We start from the raw sequence: 19,178 nt of genomic DNA, 5'->3' as shown, positions 1-19,178 counted from the left end.
GGCCTGAGTTATGGACATTACGGTCATGACCGTTATACCTTCCTGGGACCAACGTCGCAGGGAGCCCGCCCATGATTCCGCGCCGTCATGTTCGCTGTGCCTTGTCTCGCGCCGTCCTGACCCTGACCGTCACGCTGGGCCTGCTGGCCGGCGGCGGCCTGGCCGCGATCGCCGGGCCGCCTGATCCGGTCAGGCCAGGGCTGCCGTTTCCGTTCCCCTCGGAGAACGGACCGATCCAGCCGCCGACCACCCCGTTCGGCCCGGCGAACGACGTCATCCGCGACCTCGGTTCGCCGGTCAGCTCGCTCACCGTCATGGAGGGCGCGATCGGCAAGCTTCCGGACGGACGCGACGTCGTGTACGCCGTACCCGCCGGTGAGAACGCACGTCTCAACGTCGTGGACCTGCACACCCGCCAGCTGATCAGCGCCACGCCGCTCCCGGGCGCCGCGGGCGGGTGGGCGATCGTGGTGGCGCCGGACGGCAGTGTGTACGCCGGCACCTACCCGAACGCGCACCTCTACCGCTACAGCCCTGACACCGGCACGGTGACCGACCTGGGCCAGCCGATTCCGGGTGAGTCCCAGATCTACGGCCTCACCGCCGACCAGGACGGCAACGTGTACGCCGGGACCTATCCGACCGCGCACGCCTTCAAGTACGACCCGTCGAACGGTCAGGTCACCGACTACGGCTCGCTCGACCCGGTGCAGCAGTACGCGCGGTCGACGGTCTATGACCCGGACCACCACAAGCTCTTTGTCGGCGTCTCCACTCCGAACGCGCGGCTCTTACGCATCGACGTGGACACCAAGGCAGTCGAGGACATCACTCCCCCGGGTACGACGGCCAAGGACTTCATCGACCTCGACTACGCGGGCGGACGGGTGTTCGCGAACGCCAGCAGCCGCCTGGTCGTGGTCGACGCGGTCACCGGTGAGCAGGTCAAGTTCACCGACTCCGCAACCGGCACCCAGGTGATGGACTACCCGATCGCGGCCCGTGGAGTCTCCGCGGCCGGTCCGGGTGGCGTGTACTTCACCAACAACACGCTGGCCCTCACCCACTACGACCTCGACACCAACACCGTCGGTCCGGTCTCACCGCCGCGGACCCTGACGCGTGGCGCCTCGATCGGCTACGGCTGGGTGACGGAGAACGGCGTACCCGTGCTGTACGGACTGGCCGGGAACTACTCCGGCGGAACGTTCCGCTACGACCCGCAGGACGGCACGCTCGCGCAGTGGAGCTCGCCGTTCCAGTACGTCGCGTCGCCGCTCATGCACGAGCTCGCGGACCCCACGACCGGCAAGGTCTTCGTCAACGTCTACCTGAACGGCTCCACCGGCATCTACGACCCGGCCACGGGCAAGACGACCATCACCACGCGGCAGGGTCAGGTCGAGGGCTGGGGCTGGGACGGCACCGGCAAGATGTACGTCGGCATCTACCCCTACGGTCGCCTCTCCCTCTGGGACCCGACCGCTCCGGACAGTCCGACCAACCCGAAGGAACTGTTCAGCCTGGTCGACAGCCACCACCAGAATCGGCCCGTATCGGTCGTCCCGGCCGGCAACCGCGTGTACGTCGGCACCACTCCGGCGTACGGCGAGTACGGCGGAGCCCTGACCGTGCTCGACGTGCCGACCGGCGCCTTCACGGTGTACCGCAACCTGGTGCCGGATCAGACCATCGCATCCGTCCTGCCACTCGGTGCGGACGTGTGGGCCGGCTCCGGCATCGAGGGCGGCCAAGGCACCGTGCCGAAGGCGTCAGAGGCCCACCTGATCAAGGTCGACCCGTCGACCGGTCAGGTGCTGTCCGACATCGTGCCGGTGTCCGGCGCCGCCAGTATCAACGAGCTGATCGCCGGACCGGACGGCAACCTGTGGGGCCTGGCTGACGGCATCGTCTTCGTGGTCAACCCGTCCACGGGCCAGGTGGCCCGCCAGATCCCGGTGTTCAGCGGAGTCACCGGCGCCAACGACGGAGCACTGTCCTGGCGGGACGGCTACCTGTACGGCGTCACCGGCGGACGGCTGTTCGTCCTGGACATCCTCAGCGGCGAAGCGACCATCCTGCGCGACCACGGCCTCAACCGGCTCACCCAAACGCCGGACGGCATCTACTACACGCTGCTGCGACCGGACGGCTACACGAGCCCGACCAACCTGGCCTCGTACACCCCACCGGTCGACGGGTGTCCGCAGTCGGACGTCCGGTCGACGGTGTGGACCGGGAACGTCGACAGCCACGTGGTGAACCGTTTCCTGACCTACGGCTGCACACTGACCGATGTCCTGCCGCATGCGACAGCGGACTGGCCGAGTCACGCCGCCTACGTCATCGCAGTGGACAAGAAGGTCAGGCAACTGGAGGCCGACGGCAGCGTGGAGCGCTGGGAGGGGATCCTGATCCGCGTCGCGGCTGCCCGGTCCGACGTGGGCCGGTGATCACCAGCTTCCGGTGAGCTCCTCGCCGTACCAGCCCTCGATCAGGCGGCGGGAGATGGAGATGTTGCCGGGGAGGGCCATCGTGCCGGCTTCGACCAGCGCACGAAGGTCCTCCCGGGTGAACCACTTGGCCTCGGCGATCTCGTCGGCGTCCACCTCGATGTCGAAGTTCGACGCCTTGGCGAAGAAGCCGAGCATCAGGCTGGACGGCAGCGGCCACGGCTGGCTGCCGGCGTACTCGATCTCGGGCCCCACAACCACACCGGTCTCCTCCAGGACCTCACGCCGTACGGCGGCCTCCAGCGACTCACCGGGCTCGACGAAGCCGGCCAGCGTCGAGTAGCGGCCCTCCGGCCAGGCCTCGTTGCGGCCGAGCAGAGCGCGGTCCTGGTCGTCCGTGACGAGCACGATGATCGCCGGATCGCTGCGCGGGAAGTGCGACAGCCCGCACACCGGGCACTGCCGGACGTGTCCTGCGTCGATGACCTCGGTGTGCGCGCCACAGTTCGCGCAGTGGGTGTGGACGGCGTGCCAGTTGGCCAGACCGATCACGTTGACCGCGATACCGGCCTCCCGGTCGCTCAGCACGGCGCCCATCTCGCGGAGTCCGGCGTACGACTCGTCCGCCTCGGTGCCCGCGAGTACGGCGAAGACAGCACGACCGTCCGCGGTCTGGCCCGCACCGGACTCGCGGTCGATGCCCAGGAAGACCCGGATGCCGTCCGGCGCCTCGGATGGGAGCACGAACCGCAGTGCGGCGCGGTCAGAGGTCACCAGCAACTTGTCGCCAGCCACCAAGGCCACCTGGGTGTCCGGCGCCGCCCACGCCTTGTCCAGCCACTCTTCGTCACGCCTGCGATCGGCGGCCCGGTCGAGCACGGACCGGGACAGGGCTAGCGAACCTGGAGCGATGGAGTAGGCCACATGCCTCAACCTACCCCGGCACCGTGAGAGCATCCCCGCATGAGTATTCACATCGCCGCCGAGAAGGGGCAGATCGCACCGCGGGTACTGTTCCCCGGCGACCCACTGCGGGCCAAGTGGATCGCGGAGACCTACCTGTCGGACGTGACCTGCTACACCGAGATCCGGAACATGTTCGGGTTCACCGGCACCTACAAGGGTGAGCGGATCTCCGTGCAGGGCTCCGGCATGGGCCAGCCGTCGGCCTCCATCTACGCGCACGAGCTGTTCGCGGAGTACGACGTACAGACCCTGATCCGGGTCGGGACGTGTGGCGCGCTGACCGAGGCCGTCCGGGTCCGCGACGTGATCGTGGCGATGTCCGCGAGCACCGACTCGCAGATGAACCGGCTGCGCTTCCACGGCATCGACTACGCGCCGACGGCGGACTACCAGCTGCTCCGCGCGGCGGTGGACGCGGCCGAGGCGGCCGGGCTGAACGTGCACGTCGGCCAGGTGTTCTCCGGCGACCTGTTCTACAACGACCGCCCGGACCTGGTGTCGCGGACGGCGGAGTACGGCGTACTCGGCATCGAGATGGAGGCCTCGGCGCTCTACACGCTGGCGGCGAAGTTCGGCCGTCGCGCACTCGGCATCATGACGGTCTCCGATCACCTGATCACCAAGGAGGAGACGACCGCCGAGGAACGCCAGACGACGTTCTCCGAGATGATCACGATCGCCCTCGACGCGGCGATCGAGGTGCCGGTCTGAACGCCCGGCAGGGCGCGGCCGTCCTGGCGTGCGCCGCGATCCTCATCGGTACGGCGGCCTGCTCCGGCAAGTCCGACGACAGCAAGTCCGACGGCAGCAAGCCGGATGCGACCACGTCCAGCACGCCGACGTCCGGCAGCCCGACGGCCTCCTCGAGCGCGAGCACCCCGGAGGCGAAGCTGCCGGACCTGACCGCCGCACAGGTGGTCTCGGCCTTCGCCGGCAAGAAGTACCAGTGCAGCACCGACGAGGCGTACCAGACCTGTAGCCAGGGCACCACGTCGATCCAGGTGCTGATCGGGACGCACCCACGCCCGCCGGTGCTGTCACTGCAGGCGACCGGGGTGGCCGCGGAGGCGACGACGAAGCTGTCCGATTTCGCACCGCAGGCGCTGGAGCTGGCCCACGTGAATCCCCGCGGTCAGATTGCCGACTGGCTGAAACAGCAGCAGGGCAAGGCGTCGGCGCAGACCACGGCCGGCAACTGGACCGTCGAGTTCTCGACCGAGGCCGACTCCGACCAGCCCGGAGCGATCCTCACGCTGACCGACAAGCTCTGCAAGGCAAACTGCGGAGCCGAGTAGCGCGGGTTACGCCGCGACGAGTTTCGGGAGGACCTGCTTGACCCGATCGGCCAGCAGGTCCGCCACCTTCTCCGGGTCCTCGGCATAGCCGACCACGGCCTGCTCGAACAGGCCGTCGACCAGTGCGTACGCCGTCGGGGCGTCGACGGTCGGGGCGCCGCCGACCAGGTCGGCGTACCGGGTGAGGATCCGCCAGATCATCTGCTCCAGCAGCTGATCGATCGCCACGACATCCGGCCGGAGCTGGTCCTCGAACATGCTCTGCGCCCGCAGGTCGTACCAGAGCCGGTGCATCGGGGTCTCCTCGACCAGTGTCTGGGTCATCTTGCCCAGGAAGCCGACGGCCAGTTCGTCGGCCGAGGTCGCGGTCTCGACGACCTCGTCGTACCGCTGCGCGCACTTGGTCTTGTAGTACCGCACGCAGTAGCTGATCAGGTCGATCTTGTCGCGGAAGTAGTAGTGCACGACGCCGTGGGTGAACTCGGAGTTGTTCGCGATCTCCCGCAGGCTGGTCCGCGCGTACCCGAGCTCGCCGAGGGTCTTCAGCGCCGACTCGGCCAGCGCGATCCGGCGGCGCTCGATCTTGTCGATCCCCGAGACCCGGGCCGGCCGGTCCGGGTCGGGGGCGTTCGCCGAGATCGCGGTCATCGCACACTCCCCTGTCGTCCGGCCGGTTCGTTCGCGTCAGCGTACCCCGCCGCGGGCCAGGCGCGTCCCACGGCGGGGAGATTTTCTTGACAAGTGTCCAACAAAGTCTTGACGAGTGTCAAAACCCTGGCCAGAGTGTGAACCGAACCCCGGTGTCCTTCGAGGCAGTGTTCTTCGAGTAAAGGAGCTTCAGATGGGCGGACTCGATCTCTCTGGCCGCAAGGCCCTCGTCACCGGCGGGGCCCAGGGGCTCGGCGAGGGGATGGCGAAGGCGCTCGCCGCGGCCGGCGCCAAGGTGGTGGTCAGCGATCTGCAGAAGGACGCCGGCGAGGCGGTCGCCGACGCCCTCGACGCCGAGTACGGCGGCGGCAACGGCTTCGTCGCCCACGACATCACCGACGAAGGCAGCTGGGAGAACGCCGTCGTCGCGGCCAACGACATCCTCGGCGGCCTGGACATCCTGGTGAACAACGCGGGCATCGAGATCACCAGCCTGCTCACCGAGGTGACGGCCGACCAGATCCGCAAGATGCTCGACGTCAACGTGCTCGGCACCACGCTCGGGATCAAGTGGGGCCTGCGGACCATGCGTCCGGACGGACTGGCCGGCCAGGGTGGCGCGATCATCAACGTCTCGTCGGTCGCCGCGACCATCGCGTTCCCGGGCATCGCGGTCTACTCCGCGACCAAGTCCGCGGTCGACCGGCTCACCCGGGTCGCCGCGATGGAGTCCGGCAAACTCGGGTACGGCGTACGCGTCAACTGCATCTACCCCGGTCTCGTGCCGACCGCGATGGGCGCCGGTCTGGCCAACGACTGCGCCGAGCTCGGACTGTTCGAGTCCGCCGAGGCCGCGGTCGCCGCGGTGGTCGGCCTGACGCCGGCCGGCCGGCTCGGCGAGGTCGCCGACATCGCCGACGCCGTTGTCTTCCTGGCCTCGGACGAAGCACGGTTCATCACCGGCATCGGTCTGCCGGTCGACGGCGGCATGGGGATGTGAGGCGCGGCATGAGCAGCAGGCCTGTCGTTGTGTACGGCGCCTCCGGCTATACCGGCCGGCTGGTGTGTGAGTACCTCCGTCACTACCACGTCCCGTTCGTGGCCGCCGGTCGCGACGAGGCCAAGCTGAAGGCGTCGATGGATTCCCACGTACCGGGAATCGAGACCGCCGACTACGAGATCGCGACTGTCGACCACGACGTCGCCGCCCTGACCGATCTGTTCAAGGGCGCGTCAGTGGTGCTCAACATGGTCGGACCGTTCAGCGAATTCGGCCCGGCAGCTGTCGAGGCGGCACTCGCGGCAGGAGCGCACTACACCGACACCACCGGCGAGCAGAACTGGCTGCTCACCTGCGACGAGGAGTATGGCGCCAAGTTCGCGGAGGCAGGGCTGCTGCTGGCGCCCGGTGTCGCGCAGATGTACACCACTGGCGAGATCGCCGCCCAGCTGTGCTTGGAAGAGCCTGGCCTGGACACGCTGGACATCGCGGTGTTCTGGGGTGGCAGTCCGACCATCGCTTCGACTCGAAGCATCCTGGTCAACGCGGCCACGTCCAAGCCGCACTACCTGGAGCAGAACGCGTACGTCGAGTTTCCCGAGCAGGGCCTCGTGCCTCTGGTGGTGCCCGGGCAACACGAACTGGCGCTGTCCCTGCCCTGGGGTGGTACATCGCATCCGGTCTGGTTCAAACACGATCCCCGCGTGGCCAACTGCAAGGCGCAGGGCGGCGTCTTCAACGCCGCACTCATGAACGGCGTACCGCAGATCGTCGCCGCGGCGCTCGAAGCCACCAAGGACATGGCACCGGACGAACGCAGTGCGGCTCTGGCCGAGACCGCCCGTCAGGTGATGAACCAGATGCCGCCACGGGAGAACCCGCGCGTGAACAAGTCCCTGGACTCCGTGCACGCCTCCGGTCCACTCGGCCGCGCGCACTGTGTCATCCACGGCAACAGCAACTACCAGCAGACCGGCCTGCTTCAGGCGTATGCGGCGTACTCACTGCTGCAGACACCACCGAAGCGCGTGGGTTTCGCGAGTGGTTGCCAGGCGTTCGGTCACCGTGAGCTGCTCGGCGTACTGCGCAGCTTCGGGCTGGTGTCCGAGCCGCAGCTGACCAGGCTCCACTGAGGGAGTCACCGTGCGACTGGTCGACTATCTCGACAAGGGCGCTTCGCTCGGTCCGGACGCGGCCTGCCTGACCACGGATGGCGAGACCCTCTCGTACGCCGAGGTCCGGCAGCTGTCGTTCCGGATCGCGGCCGGCCTCGCGGCGAGCGGCGTACGACCGGGTGGCAAGGTCGCGATCCTCGCGGCGAACGACCCGATCGCGTTCAGCTGCGTGTTCGGGATCAGCCGCGCCGGGGCGGTCTGGTGCCCGATCAACCCGCGCAACGAGGCGGCCGAGAATCGCGAGCTGCTCGACCAGTTCGACTGTGAAGTACTGATCTACCAGGCGGCCTTCGAGCCGCTGGTGGATCGGATCCGGGACGAGCTGCCGAAGGTCCACACCTTCGTCTGCCTGGACCGGGATCCCGGCTCCGGCCCATCCCCCCACCTCAAGGGCCGGACGGTCGGCTGGGACGCGTTCTGCGGGGGCGTGTCCCAGTCGGCACCCGATCTCACCGATCCCGACGAGTTGGCGTTGATCGTCGGGACCGGTGGGACGACGGGGCGGCCGAAGGGCGTGATGCTCAGCAACACCAACCTGGAGACGATGACGGCACTGACGCTGATCGGGTACCCGTTCGGCGATCGGCCGGTCTACCTCGCGCTCGCTCCGCTGACCCACGCGGCCGGCGTGCTGTGCTTCCCCGTGCTCGCGTCCGGTGGCGAGATCGTCATCATGCGGGCTCCCGACGTCCACATGTTCCTGGAGCTGATACCGCGGCATCGCGTGACGCACACGTTCCTGCCGCCGACGCTGATCTACATGGTGCTGGCGGCGCCGGAGCTCGACAGCACGGATCTCTCGTCGCTGCGCTGCTTCTGGTACGGCGCCGCGCCGATGTCGGTGTCGCGACTCGAGGAGGCGCTGCTGCGGATCGGCCCGGTGATGGCCCAGCTGTTCGGGCAGACCGAGGCGCCGATGATGATCTCGATCCTGCCGCCGGCCGAGCATTTCGATGCCGCCGGCAACATTGCACGAGGACGCCTGGCATCGGCCGGGCGGCCGTCCCCGCTGGTCACGACCGCGATCATGGCCGCGGACGGGTCCCTGCTCCCACGGGGGGAGCGGGGCGAGATCGTGGTCCGCGGTTCGCTGGTGATGAGGGGGTACTACCGCAATCCCGAGGCCACTGCGGCGGCCTCGGCGTACGGATGGCACCACACGGGTGACATCGGCTACCTGGACGACGAGAACTACCTGTACATCGTCGACCGGGCCAAGGACATGATCATCACCGGCGGCTTCAACGTGTACTCCACCGAGGTCGAGCAGGCGCTGATGGCGCACGCTGCCGTCCAGGACTGCGCGGTGATCGGTCAGCCGGACGACAAGTGGGGCGAGCGGGTGGTGGCCGTCGTCCAGCTCCAGCCCGGCGCGTCGGTCGAGGCCGCGGAGCTGATCGCCTTCGCCAAGGAACGCATCGGCAGCGTCAAGGCACCCAAGGACGTGCTGCTGTGGCCCGACCTACCGCGCTCGAAGGTCGGCAAGGTTCTGAAGCCGGACATCAAAGCCCGGCTGGCCGCCTCAACTACTCCCTGACGCGGCGGCCGTCGAGCTGGCGACGATGATCGCCGTGGTGACTGCGGCCTGCATCTCGGTGACGGCCTTCCGCACCGCGTCCGCCGCCCAGTCCGACTCGGCGATCTGCTTCGCCCGCTGCTTGAGCGCCTTCTTGTCCACCGCATCGGTGACAACCTTCGGTACGACGTTCAGCGCGCTCAGCAACGCGATCAGCGCACCGGTGCGCTCGTCCGGCGTGGTGCCCACTTTCAGCACGGCCTCGAGCTTGGAACGCACCTCACCTTCGTGCCGAGCATCCTTGGCCGGCCAGCGGGTCACCGGGAACAGCCCGAGCACCTTGCCCTTGTCCGCCTCCAACACTCCGCGCTCGGCGAGCCGGGCGAGCAGTTGGTCGCGCAACTTCTTCGAGAGCCGCCCGATCTGATCCTTCGGCCTCTTGCCAGGCTTGTCCACGACGAACGCCAGCCGCTCGTCCAGGATCGGATCACCCGTCGGCGCGGCATCCAGCACCTTCAGCCGACCGGGCTTGACTCCGTCCCCGGCGGCGGTGATGTCGGTCTTCCCGAGCAGCGTCAGCTCGATCAGCACGGCACCCGCCAGCGCGTAGTCCAGGCCTGGCGACCCGGCGATCGGCTTCCCACTCTCGTCGTCGTACAACAGCAACAAGAGATCCTCGGCAATCAACATGCCTCCAACGTAGGCAGCCGGCCGCCGCCACGCATCCACCGCACGGACTACCCCGAACATCCGCCTCTAGTAGTGGTGACCGTTGACCTCCACGGGCTCGCCGAGTTCGGTGGCGACCTCGGTGAGGAAGTGGGGGGAGAAGTAGTACCACCGGATCGAGCGGACCTTGCCGTCCTCGGTGGTGAGGCGCATGAGGTCGTTCACGGCGGCCTTGCCGTCCTTGACGATGCGGATGACCAGCACTGGTTCCTCCCAGAGGTCCACAACCTGGGCTGTGTAGCGGTACGGCTTGGACGGGTCCAGGGTGTGCTCGATCGAGCCCCGCCGGATCTGGTCGGCGCCGTACTCGGTCAGGACGCCCAGGATCTCGCTGTCCGCGTCAGCGAGGAGGAGTGCGGTCAGCCGCGGTACGTCGTACGCCGTGAACGCGTCGGCGACCGCGTCGAGCAGGCGGCGGTCCGGGGCCTCGCGTGTCTTCAGGGACCGCTCGCGTTCCGGCGAGTCCAGCCGGCCGCGTCCACGGTGCAGTGCGGCTTTGACAGCACCGACGGACGTCCGCAGTACGTCGGCGACCTCGGCGAGCGTAAAACCGAACAGGTCCTTCAGTGCGAGCGCTGCCCGCTCCTGCGGCGGCAACAGTGTCACGAGCTCAGCCCAGGCGTCCCGGACCTCGGCTGGATCCGTTGTGGTGGGTGCGGCCTGTTCCAGTGACTCCACGAGGACGGGCGTCTGCTTGCGGTAGCTGTCGACGTACGCGTTCGTCGCCACCCGAAAGAGCCAGGCACGCGGGTTCGCAATGGGGCTGTGCGCCTGCGCGGCCTGAGTGAACGCGCGGGCGAGCGACTCCTGGACCAGATCCTCGGCGTCGAAGGCGTTGCCGGTCAGGCGGCGGCAGTACGCGTACAGGTCGGAGCGCAGCGGCTCCAGTCGGTCGAGGAACTGCTTGCGCGCGTCCCAGGCGGCTCTGAGCTCCGGCAGGTCGAGTGCGTCGGTCATGGTCATACCAGTCTGGACGGCTGCGGGGGCCGCCAGGATACGGGTCGGTTTCGGTGCTGGATCAGGTATCAAGTAAGGTAAGCCTTAGCTAAACAGGTACGCCACCTCGAAAGCGGATGCCATGACCAGAGCACTGCCCGCCTTCCGGCGCTTCGTCGCCGGCGTCGGCACCCTCAGCCTCCGGCCGTTCGACCTGACCGAGGACGTGACCACGCTGCACGGCTGGGTCACCCATCCGTACGCCCGCTACTGGGGGCTGCTGACCGCGTCCGTCGACGACGTGTACGCGGAGTACCTCCGGATCGAGCGGTCCGGGCACCACTGTGCCTTCCTCGGCGAGCACGACGGTCGGCCCGCGTTCCTGATGGAGCGCTACGAGCCGTCGTACGACGCCGTCGGTGGGACGTACGACGTGGCGCCGGGCGACATCGGTATGCACGTACTGGTTGCGCCGCCGGTCGTACCGATCGCCGGCTTCACCGGTGCGGTGTTCGAGACGATCCTGGACAGCCTGTTCAGCGATCCGCTGGTGGACCGCGTTGTCGTCGAGCCCGACGTGCGCAATGTGAAGGTCCAGGCTTTGAACGAGCGGATGGGGTTCCGGAAGCACAGCGTGGTGGACCTGCCGGACAAGCGGGCCTGGCTGAGCTTCTGCACCCGCGACCAGTACGCCGAGGCGACCCGGATGAACGAGGCAGGCTGATGATCGACCATCTCACCCCGGACGCCTGGGCTGTCGTCAACCGTGCGCTGGTGCGGAAGGCGCTGGCTGAATTCATCCACGAGCGCCTTCTCGAACCGGTTGCTGTTGACAACGGTTATGCGGTGGGGCGGTATCGCTTCACGGCCCGGCGGTATCCGTTGAACCACTGGGACATCGACGCCGACTCGCTCGGTGACGTCGACGCGCTCGACTTCATCACCGAGTTCCACGAGCAGCTCGGGATCGGCGCGGACATGCTGCCGGTGTACCTCGAGGAGATCAGCAGCACGCTCGCGAGTGCGGCGTACAAGCTCTCCAAGCCGGACCTCACCGCGGCGGATCTGGTCACGGCGGACTTCCAGACGATCGAGGCCGCGATGACCGAGGGGCACCCGTGCTTCGTCGCGAACAACGGGCGGCTCGGGTTCGGCGTCAGCGACTATCACGCGTTCGCGCCCGAGACGGGTGCCGAGGTGCGGTTGACGTGGATCGCCGTACGCCGGGATCGGGCCACGGTCGCGCACAGTGCGACGATCTCGTACGACGACCTGCTGCGAGCCGAGCTGGGATCTTCGGTACTGAAGGACTTCGCTGCCCGGATCGTTGCCGTGGGCGCCGATCCGGCGGACTACGTCTACCTGCCGGTGCATCCGTGGCAGTGGGAGAACAAGACGTCGATCACCTTCGCGGCGGACATCGCTGCGCGGCACATCATCCATCTCGGGTCCACGGAGGACGCGTACCAGCCGCAGCAGTCGATCCGGACGTTCTTCAACCGGTCACATCCTTCGAAACACTATGTGAAGACGGCGTTGTCGGTGCTGAACATGGGGTTCATGCGCGGGCTGTCGCCGACGTACATGGCCGCGACGCCGGCGATCAACGACTGGGTGCACGGACTCGTCTCGAACGACCTGGTCCTGAAGCGGTACGGCTTCTCGGTGCTGCGCGAGATCGCGGCGGCCGGGTATCACAACCGGTACTACGAGAACGCCACCGAGAAGACATCGCCGTACCGGAAGATGCTGTCGGCGCTGTGGCGGGAGAGCCCGGTGCCGACGCTCGAGCCGGGTGAACGCCTGGCCACGATGGCGAGCCTCCTCCACGTCGACCGGCATGGTGCATCGTTGGCGGCCGCTCTGATCCGCGCGTCGGGGTTGGCGCCGGCGGACTGGCTGCGGGCCTTTGTCGACGCGTATCTGATCCCGTTGGTGCACAGCTTCTACGCCTACGAACTGGCCTTCATGCCGCACGGCGAGAACCTGATCCTCGTACTGCGGGATGCCGTGCCGATCCGGGTGATCATGAAGGACATCGCCGAGGAGATCGCGGTGATGGACCCGGCAACACCGCTGCCGGTCGAGGCCGAGCGGGTCCGCGCCGAGGTCCCCGACGACGAGAAGCTCCTGTCGATCTTCACCGACGTCTTCGACTGCATCTTCCGCTTCCTGTCGCCGCTCCTGGATCGGGAGGGCCTGCTGACGCCGTCGGAATTCTGGTCGGTGGTGGCTTCCTCGGTCCGCGACTACCAGGCCGCGACGCCGGAACTGGCCGAGGCCTTCGCGAAGTACGACATCTTCGCGCCGTCGTTCGCGCTGTCCTGCCTGAACCGGCTGCAGCTTCGGAACAATCAGCAGATGGTCGACCTGACCGATGTGGCGGGATCACTGCAGTTCGCCGGCACGTTGGAGAATCCACTTCACTGTGGATAACTTCCGCGGCGCGTCACCGGAATCGGTCAAGCTGTTGGGGTGATCAGCGAACAGACAGTCGAGAGGCGGCCAGGCATCGCGGTGCCCGTCCCCCGAGACGGCAGACGGTACGAGGTCGTGGACGGACGCCTGCTCGTCACGGGCGCCCAACCACCGGCCCACCACGCAGCCGTCGTAGCGCTCATGATCCAGCTGAAACACGCCTGCCCACCAGACCTGCTCGTCTCCGTAGGCTCCCTCGACTTCCGCCCCACCCGCGCCATCTCCCTCCGCCCCGACCTCCTGGTCTGCAACCGCACAGACGCCGGCCCTCACCTACTCACAACCCCACCCCTGCTGGCCGTCGAGGTCCTCTCCCCCTCCACCCGCACCACCGACATAGTCCTCAAACGCACCCTCTACGAACGCCACAGAGTCCAGTCCTACTGGCTCCTAGACCCCACCCACCACGAACTAACAGTCCTGCAACTGACCGACACGGGCTACACCTGCCAAGCCGCAATCCAGGCCGCAGAAACCTTCCACGCCACCCACCCCTTTCCCGTCACCCTAAGCCCGGCGACCCTCACCGCCTGACCCCGCAGAGGCAAGCGCTGGAGCCGGCGCCATACAGTTGCCTCAGGCAACCGCGGCGCAAATCACCCGGGCCGGCCACGACCTAGACCCAAACCTCCGTCAAGAGTTGTCCACAGCCTTGCAGCGATGTGGACAACCTAGAATCGGCTAATTCCCTTGAAAATAAGGGCTTTTGGGTTGGAAACTGTCGGCGGCCGCGTCTAGAGTGATTGGCATGGAGATTCTCGGGGAGCGACCTGTGTGGTCGATGAGCGGCGCCGAGATGGTGTCATCGCTCGACGCGATGTTCGCCGAGATCGCCCGCCTGGAGAGTTCCGCGCTGAGGCTCATCGCCGGCATCGAGGCCACCGGCTACGCCAAAGAACTCGGCGCCGGCACCACCGCCCGGCTGCTGACCTTCCGCTACCGCATCGACGCGACCAAGGCCCGCCGCGACGTCTGCCTGGCCAACACACTCGGAAAGTACCCCGCCGTGGCCGCCGCCCTCCCGAGCTCACACTCCACAGGCCCCGCCTGTGACAACGACAACGACGCCGGCGAGAACGGTGCGGGCAGTGGGGTGCTGCTGCATCCGGCGCAGGCAGAGGCGATCGTGTCCGCGTTGGAGAAGGTGCCGGCCAAGGTCCCGGCCGAAGACGTGCGGGTCGCCGAGCAGGAGATGGTGGAGCTGTCCCGCACCCACGGCCCGCTCGACCTGCGCAAAGCCGGCGTACAGATCCGCAACCGGCTCGACACCGACGGACCCGAACCCGACGAGCAGAAGGCCTACGACCGCGAAACGCTCACCTTCAGGAACACCGACAACGGCGTCGACTTCCGCGGCTACCTCGCCAACGAGAACGCCGAACTCCTCCGCACACTGATCCACAGCCACGCCAAACCCCACAAAACCATCGACGGCGCCCTCGACCCCCGCCCCCGCAGTAAGCGCCAGGCCGACGCTCTCGTCACCCTCCTCGGCGCCGCCAACAACCTCACACACAGCGCCGATCACCACCACGGTGGCGGATTCGTCCCCGGGCGTGGCCCGAAGACGCACATCACCGTCACCGTCGACTTCACTGACCTCAAGGCCGCTACCGCCGACAAGATCGGCCAGCTGACCTACGGCGAAGGTCTGTCCGCCGCCACCGTCCGGCGCCTGGCCTGCGACGCGCAGATCCTCCCGATCGTGCTCGGCTCGGACTCCCAGCCACTCGACGTCGGCATGACCGTCCGACTCGCGACCGGCCCGATCCGCAAAGCGCTGATCGCCCGCGACAAGGGTTATGTCTGCTGCGGCGCCCCACCCCTCTACTGCGACGCCCACCACGTGAGGTCGTGGATCGACGGAGGCGCCACGAAGATCACCAACCTCGTGCTCCTGTGCAAACGGTGTCACCGTGACCTGCACGCCGGACACTGGGCCATCCACATCACCAACGGCGTCGTCCACGTCGCCCGCCCCAGCTGGGCCACCCCCGACCCCGTCCCCCGCGGCAGATACCGACCACCAACCACCACCCGCGACCCCGGTTCAACCACCACCAGCTCAACCGGCGGCGCGGCCCGCGGGTCCACGCGCGCCTGGCCGAGGGAGACAGACCCGTCCTGGATCAAGCCCGACGATCCCGCCCGCCCCAACCCCTGGGGCGACCCACTCGGCAGCGACGCACTCGGCAGCGACCCCGCCCGAAGCGAGGCCGGTGGGTACGTCGCGCCTGAGGATCGGCCCACGCTCGCCCCGACTCACTCCGACTGCAGTGACTTCGATCCCTGGGGTGATGGCGGGAAGTCGACTGTGACCAGCCGCAGCCGGAACAACCCGGCCAGCGAGAACAGCGCTGCCTTCGACCCGGGGGGCGACTCCACAATCCCGCGCAGTGCAGATAGCAACGACCTCGCCGGTGTCCGGGCGCAACGCCGCAGGATCCACCAGCCGTTCAGCGCAGACAACGATCTCGCGAGCTGACACCACCCACCATGACCTGCTCTCCTCCACCCAGCGCAGGTCACGAGCTAGTGCAGCCGGTCTCGCACGCACCATCCACCGCATCACCTTGCGGCTGCCGCTACGAACTAACGGTCCTGCAACTGACCGGCGGGGGCTACAGCTGCCAAGCCGTAATCCAGGCCGAAGAAACCTTCCAAACCACCCACCCCTTCCCCATCACCCTCACCCCGTCAAACCTCACAAGCGGCTGCTAGCCGTTCAGGAGTTGGGTCAGTTGTGCTTTTTCGGGGAGGTTCTCGGGGCGGACTATGTCGGCGGTGCGGACGTAGTAGAAGGCGGCGGTTATTTGGTGGAGGGGGATGTTCATGAGTTCGGACCAGGCGACTCGGTAGATGGCTAGTTGGAGGGGGTCGGCGGATTCGGTGCGGGTGGTTTTCCAGTCGATGACGTCGTAGCCGCGGGAGCCGTCCGGGCGGACGACCTGGTAGACGGCGTCGATGCGGCCGCGGATGACTCGGCCGCCGAGGGCGAGGGCGAAGGGGGCCTCGATCTCGTACGGCGTGGTTTCGCCGTACGGGCCGATGCGGAAGGCGTCCATGAGTTCGGTCAGGTCGGTGTCGTCGACGATGTCCTCGTCCGCGGCGCCAGGCAGGTCGTCGGGGTCGAGCAGGAGTTGCTGACCGAAGTAGCTCTCGACCCAAGCGTGGAAGCGCGTGCCGAAACGGGCCGCGCGATTGGGTTTACGCGGCATCGGACGGGCCAGCTCGGACGCCAGGCCGTCCGGGTCCTTGGCCAGCCGCATCACCTGGGTCGCGGACAGGGCCGCCGGCAGCGTCACGTCGTACGCCTGCCGGCTCCGGCTTTCCCTTGCCTCGGACAACAATCGCTCGATCTCGGAGTCCCACCGCGCGACCGTCGCCTGCTCGTCCAGCAGCAGCGACTCCTCGGCCTCCATCGACGGCCCCTCCGCCCGCGCCTGCTGCACCAGCGCCGCCGAGTCCAACCGCCGCTGGTACGACTCCACGTCGTACGGCGCCGGCCACGGAGCCATCGTCTGCTCGGCGAGCTCGGGATTCTCCGCGGTCAACTCGGGCTGCTCGGCCCACTCGACGACCCGCTCCCCGGCGTGCTTCTTCAGCATCGAAAGGTACGACGACGGTCCGCGCGGGCGCTTCTGCGTCGGACCCCACCAGTGCCCGGTGGCGACGAGGATCTCCTTCGCCCGGGTGAAAGCGACGTACCCGAGCCGCCGCTCCTCCAGCGCGTTCACGTCCTTGCACTCGTCCGCGAACGACTTCAGCCCGGCGTTGGACAGGTCGTGGATGTCGGGCAGCGTATCGGCGTCACCGCGCAGCGGCCACGGCAGCACCTTCGCGTTCGTGGTCCATTTGTCCCGGCCGCGATCCGACGGAAACACCTTCTGGACCAGCGTCGGCACGAAGACGATCGGCCACTCCAGGCCCTTCGACCGGTGCGTGGTGAGCAGCTTCACCGAGTCCGCTTCACTCGGTACGGCGAGATCGAGGCCGGCGGCGTACTCCTCCTCGGCGGCCAGATACGCGAGCAGACCGTCGAGCGAACCGTCCGACTCGGTGGACACAAAGTTGCCGACGGCATCCAAGAAGGCCGCGAGGTGGTCGCGGCGGCCGGCGTCGACGTGGCCGGGCGTGGCGGTGAGCTCGACGTCCAGGCCGATCGTACTGATCACCCGCCGGACCAGGTCGAGCAGCGGCTCCCCCGCGTGCGCACGCAGTTCGCGCAACTCGGTCGAGAGTTCCTTGAAGCGGACCAGGGCCTCCGGTGCGTAACCCCACGCGTTCGGCCCCGGATCGTCGACCGCCTCGGCGAGCGAGATGACCTCGGTGGAGTCCATCCCGGCGACCGCGGCGTCGAGTGCGGCGACCAGGTCGTCGGCGGCGGGGCGTTCGCCGGCATCGGCGAGGGTGCGCGCCCGGTTGGCCAGCAGGGCGAGGTCGCGGTGGCCGATCCGGAAGCGCGGACCGGTCAGGATCCGCAGCATGGCCGCGTTGGCGGTGAGGTCGTTGACCGCTTGCAGTGTCGCGACGACGTCGACGACCTCGGGGAGCGCGAGCAGTCCGCCGAGGCCGACGACCTCGACCGGGATCTTGCGCGCGATGAGGGCTTCGTGGACCGCGCTGAGGTCGACATTCGTCCGCATCAGGATGCCGATGTCCCTCCACCGGCGGTTCGGGGTGCGGTGCGCAGCGACGATCGCGTCGGCGACCCACTCGATCTCCTGCGAGCGCGTCTCGAACAGGCCGACGGTGATCGCGCCCTCGGGTGCGTTGTCGGGCGCTTCGAGCGGGATCACGCCGGGGTGCTGTTCGTACAGCTCGGCCGCGTGCTGGTTGGCGGCGGCGAGGATCCGGCTGCCGCAGCGGCGGTTGACGCTCAGCACGTAGCGGCGGGCCGGCGAACCGTCAGCGTTGGGGAAGTGTGAGGGGAACTCGTCCAGGTTCGCGACGGATGCGCCGCGCCAGCCGTAGATCGCCTGGCACGGGTCGCCGACCGCGGTCACGGGATGCCCTCGGCCGTCGCCCCCGGCGAACAGTGCGGTCAGCATGCGGCGCTGCGACACCGAAGTGTCCTGGTATTCGTCGAGCAGCACGACCTTGTACCGGGACCGCTCGACCGCCGCGACCTCCGGGCACTCTTCGGCCAGTCGCGCACCGAGCGCCATCTGGTCGGCGAAGTCGACGACGCCGCGCTCTCCCTTGTACGCCTGGTATTCCTCGACGAGTTGCAGGATCTCGCCACGCTTCAACGCGGTCTCGGCGAGCTTGCGCACCTCGACCGTCTGCTTGCGTGCCGCGGCGACTTCTCGTCGGACCGCCTCGTCATGGTCCCGTACGTCGTCCGCCCGGAGCAGGTGGTCCGCGAGCTCACCGTCGAGCGCCAGCAGGCTGTTGACCAGCGTGGGCACGTGGTGCGACGCGAACCGGATCGGCCCGGCGGATCGCCGTACGACGCGACCCGCGAGCTGGAACCGGGTCGCGTCGGCGAGCACACGGGCGTCGGGCTCGAGACCGAGGCGAAGACCGTGCTCGGCGATCAGCGTGCCCGCGAACGCGTGGTACGTCGAGACGACGGGCTCGCCGGGCTCCTCCGGTTCCCAGTTCGGGATGTTGCTGCGAAGGTGGGCTGCGAGGATCGGATGCTGGTCCTTCGGCAGGGTCGAGCCGAGTACGCCGGCCTTCGTCAGGTCCTCGCGGATCCGCACGTCCAGCTCGTTGGCCGCCTTCTTCGTGAACGTCAGCCCGAGCACTTCCTCCGGCTTCACCTGCCCGGTGCAGATCAACCAGACAACCCGAGCCGCCATCGCCGTCGTCTTCCCGGACCCGGCGCCCGCCACAATCACCCCAGGCGCCAACGGAGCCGTAATCGCCGCCAACTGCTGATCACTGAACGGGATGCCGAGCAGATCACACAGTTCGGCCGTGGTGCTGAGCTGCGCACGCATCAGCAGGACTCCTCTCCGGCAAGCAAACTGTGGA

General features: G+C 68.0%; 15 protein-coding genes. 10 read left to right on the top strand and 5 right to left on the bottom strand.

Annotated features, from left to right (window positions below; translation table 11 throughout):
- Positions 1-71 precede the first annotated feature (71 nt).
- The gene (locus OG876_RS22880; RefSeq protein ID WP_328518648.1) at positions 72-2,453 is read left to right on the top strand and encodes a hypothetical protein; all 2,382 of its coding nucleotides are present in this window, start codon (positions 72-74) and stop codon (positions 2,451-2,453) included.
- On the opposite strand, the gene nudC is transcribed toward OG876_RS22880, so the two are convergent.
- Positions 2,454-3,377, bottom strand: a complete 924-nt coding sequence (nudC, locus tag OG876_RS22875; RefSeq protein ID WP_328518647.1) for an NAD(+) diphosphatase — start codon at positions 3,375-3,377, stop codon at positions 2,454-2,456.
- Positions 3,378-3,416: 39 nt separating this feature from the next.
- Between nudC and deoD the strand changes: the two genes are divergently transcribed.
- Both deoD and OG876_RS22865 read left to right on the top strand, forming a co-directional pair.
- A complete protein-coding gene (deoD, locus tag OG876_RS22870) occupies positions 3,417-4,130 on the top strand; it encodes a purine-nucleoside phosphorylase (RefSeq protein ID WP_328518646.1) in 714 nt (237 codons plus the stop codon).
- A gap of 203 nt (positions 4,131-4,333) precedes the next feature.
- Positions 4,334-4,714 (top strand): hypothetical protein, encoded by a 381-nt coding sequence (locus tag OG876_RS22865; RefSeq protein ID WP_328518645.1) that lies wholly within the window; start codon positions 4,334-4,336, stop codon positions 4,712-4,714.
- Between the two features lie 6 nt (positions 4,715-4,720).
- Here OG876_RS22865 and OG876_RS22860 read toward each other — a convergent pair whose 3' ends face one another.
- The gene (locus tag OG876_RS22860) at positions 4,721-5,362 is read right to left on the bottom strand and encodes a TetR/AcrR family transcriptional regulator (protein ID WP_328518644.1); all 642 of its coding nucleotides are present in this window, start codon (positions 5,360-5,362) and stop codon (positions 4,721-4,723) included.
- A 193-nt stretch (positions 5,363-5,555) separates the two neighbouring features.
- On the opposite strand from OG876_RS22860, the gene OG876_RS22855 reads away from it, so the two are divergent.
- Genes OG876_RS22855 through OG876_RS22845 form a run of 3 tightly spaced genes read left to right on the top strand, consistent with a single transcriptional unit; the run spans position 5,556 to position 9,074 of the window.
- Positions 5,556-6,362 (top strand): SDR family NAD(P)-dependent oxidoreductase, encoded by an 807-nt coding sequence (locus tag OG876_RS22855; protein ID WP_328518643.1) that lies wholly within the window; start codon positions 5,556-5,558, stop codon positions 6,360-6,362.
- A gap of 8 nt (positions 6,363-6,370) precedes the next feature.
- The gene (locus tag OG876_RS22850; protein ID WP_328518642.1) at positions 6,371-7,495 is read left to right on the top strand and encodes a DUF5938 domain-containing protein; all 1,125 of its coding nucleotides are present in this window, start codon (positions 6,371-6,373) and stop codon (positions 7,493-7,495) included.
- A gap of 10 nt (positions 7,496-7,505) precedes the next feature.
- Entirely contained in the window at positions 7,506-9,074 is a 1,569-nt protein-coding gene (locus OG876_RS22845) for an acyl-CoA synthetase (protein ID WP_328518641.1), read from the top strand.
- Here the strand turns inward: OG876_RS22845 and OG876_RS22840 are convergent.
- Both OG876_RS22840 and OG876_RS22835 read right to left on the bottom strand, forming a co-directional pair.
- Positions 9,060-9,743 carry a GOLPH3/VPS74 family protein gene (locus OG876_RS22840; protein ID WP_328518640.1) on the bottom strand — a complete coding sequence of 228 codons (684 nt, stop codon included), beginning with the start codon at positions 9,741-9,743 and terminating at the stop codon, positions 9,060-9,062. The two genes, OG876_RS22845 and OG876_RS22840, sit on opposite strands and share 15 nt — an antisense overlap.
- Positions 9,744-9,809: 66 nt before the next feature.
- Positions 9,810-10,739: a sigma-70 family RNA polymerase sigma factor gene (locus tag OG876_RS22835; protein ID WP_328518639.1), complete on the bottom strand. Its 930-nt coding sequence runs from the start codon at positions 10,737-10,739 to the stop codon at positions 9,810-9,812.
- A gap of 121 nt (positions 10,740-10,860) precedes the next feature.
- On the opposite strand from OG876_RS22835, the gene OG876_RS22830 reads away from it, so the two are divergent.
- From OG876_RS22830 to OG876_RS22815, 4 genes are all read left to right on the top strand, one after another.
- Positions 10,861-11,442, top strand: a complete 582-nt coding sequence (locus tag OG876_RS22830; RefSeq protein WP_328518638.1) for a GNAT family N-acetyltransferase — start codon at positions 10,861-10,863, stop codon at positions 11,440-11,442.
- Complete coding sequence (locus tag OG876_RS22825; protein ID WP_328518637.1) at positions 11,442-13,154, top strand: IucA/IucC family protein; 1,713 nt, start codon at positions 11,442-11,444, stop codon at positions 13,152-13,154. The genes OG876_RS22830 and OG876_RS22825 overlap by 1 nt, the downstream gene beginning before the upstream one ends.
- 39 nt (positions 13,155-13,193) lie before the next feature.
- The gene (locus OG876_RS22820; protein WP_328518636.1) at positions 13,194-13,730 is read left to right on the top strand and encodes a Uma2 family endonuclease; all 537 of its coding nucleotides are present in this window, start codon (positions 13,194-13,196) and stop codon (positions 13,728-13,730) included.
- Between the two features lie 214 nt (positions 13,731-13,944).
- Positions 13,945-15,681, top strand: coding sequence for an HNH endonuclease signature motif containing protein (locus OG876_RS22815; RefSeq protein WP_328518635.1), 1,737 nt, complete (start codon positions 13,945-13,947; stop codon positions 15,679-15,681).
- A gap of 232 nt (positions 15,682-15,913) precedes the next feature.
- On the opposite strand, the gene OG876_RS22810 is transcribed toward OG876_RS22815, so the two are convergent.
- The gene (locus OG876_RS22810; protein ID WP_328518634.1) at positions 15,914-19,144 is read right to left on the bottom strand and encodes an ATP-dependent DNA helicase; all 3,231 of its coding nucleotides are present in this window, start codon (positions 19,142-19,144) and stop codon (positions 15,914-15,916) included.
- Positions 19,145-19,178 lie beyond the last annotated feature (34 nt).

Source organism: Kribbella sp. NBC_00359 (assembly GCF_036097425.1).
Classification (GTDB): Bacteria; Actinomycetota; Actinomycetes; order Propionibacteriales; family Kribbellaceae; genus Kribbella.
Note: the sequence above shows the minus strand (reverse complement) of the source record. Positions and strands in the feature narration are given on the sequence as shown.